1 protein-coding gene and 1 tRNA gene are annotated in these 1,035 nt (G+C 67.8%); one reads left to right on the forward strand and one right to left on the reverse strand.

Annotated elements, in window-relative coordinates; genetic code table 11:
- Positions 1-100: 100 nt before the first annotated feature.
- Positions 101-182, reverse strand: a tRNA-Tyr gene (locus ACFWR9_RS30235).
- Between the two features lie 233 nt (positions 183-415).
- Here ACFWR9_RS30235 and ACFWR9_RS30240 point away from each other — a divergent pair.
- Positions 416-904: a YajQ family cyclic di-GMP-binding protein gene (locus ACFWR9_RS30240; protein ID WP_125495720.1), complete on the forward strand. Its 489-nt coding sequence runs from the start codon at positions 416-418 to the stop codon at positions 902-904.
- Positions 905-1,035: the final 131 nt, after the last annotated feature.

Here is a 1,035-nt window from a genome sequence, read left to right on the forward strand (position 1 = left end):
CCGCCGGCCCCCACCGCCCACGTGCCACCCGGGCTCCGCACATCCCCATGGGCCCGGTGCCCTGCTGATTCGCAGGTCACGGGGCCCTTTCGTTCCCGTGTGGCGGCGCCAGGATTCGAACCTGGGAAGGCTGAGCCGGCAGATTTACAGTCTGCTCCCTTTGGCCGCTCGGGCACACCGCCGGGGTTCGCTGCCTGTCGAGCCGCTTTCGGCGGCACTCCGTGGCAACGACGTAAACAATACCTGATGTGGCGGGGTGCTTCGCCACCCGATTGATCGCCGCTCGGGGGTCGGCGGGTGGCTAGGCTGGTCCGGATGCGGCCGAGGGACCCTGCCGGGCTCGGCGGCCGCCGACACATGCCGGTACGGACCCGATACGGGCCGACACGCACACAGATACAAGGAGCCACAGGACATGGCCGACTCCAGTTTCGACATCGTCTCGAAGGTCGAGCGGCAGGAGGTCGACAACGCCCTCAACCAGGCCGCCAAGGAGATCTCGCAGCGCTACGACTTCAAGGGCGTGGGCGCCTCGATCTCGTGGTCCGGGGAGAAGATCCTCATGGAGGCCAACTCCGAGGACCGGGTGAGCGCCGTCCTCGACGTCTTCCAGTCCAAGCTGATCAAGCGCGGCATCTCGCTGAAGGCTCTGGACGCGGGCGAGCCGCAGCTCTCCGGCAAGGAGTACAAGATCTTCGCGTCGATCGAGGAGGGCATCTCCCAGGAGAACGCGAAGAAGGTGGCCAAGCTCATCCGCGACGAGGGCCCCAAGGGCGTCAAGGCACAGGTGCAGGGTGAGGAGCTGCGGGTCTCGTCGAAGAGCCGTGACGACCTGCAGACCGTCATCACCCTGCTGAAGGGCCAGGACTTCGACTTCGCGCTGCAGTTCGTCAACTACCGGTGACTGTTACGGACGAGAGGGGTGGGGCCCCCGCGGGGGCCCCCCCCCCCGTGGGCGGTGGGCGGTGAAAAGCCCCGGGGCGGGGGTGGGGGGGGTGTTGCGGAAGTGTGTTCGGTGGGGGGTCAGGGGCACCG

Source organism: Streptomyces sp. NPDC058534 (genome assembly GCF_042717365.1).
Classification (GTDB): Bacteria; Actinomycetota; Actinomycetes; order Streptomycetales; family Streptomycetaceae; genus Streptomyces.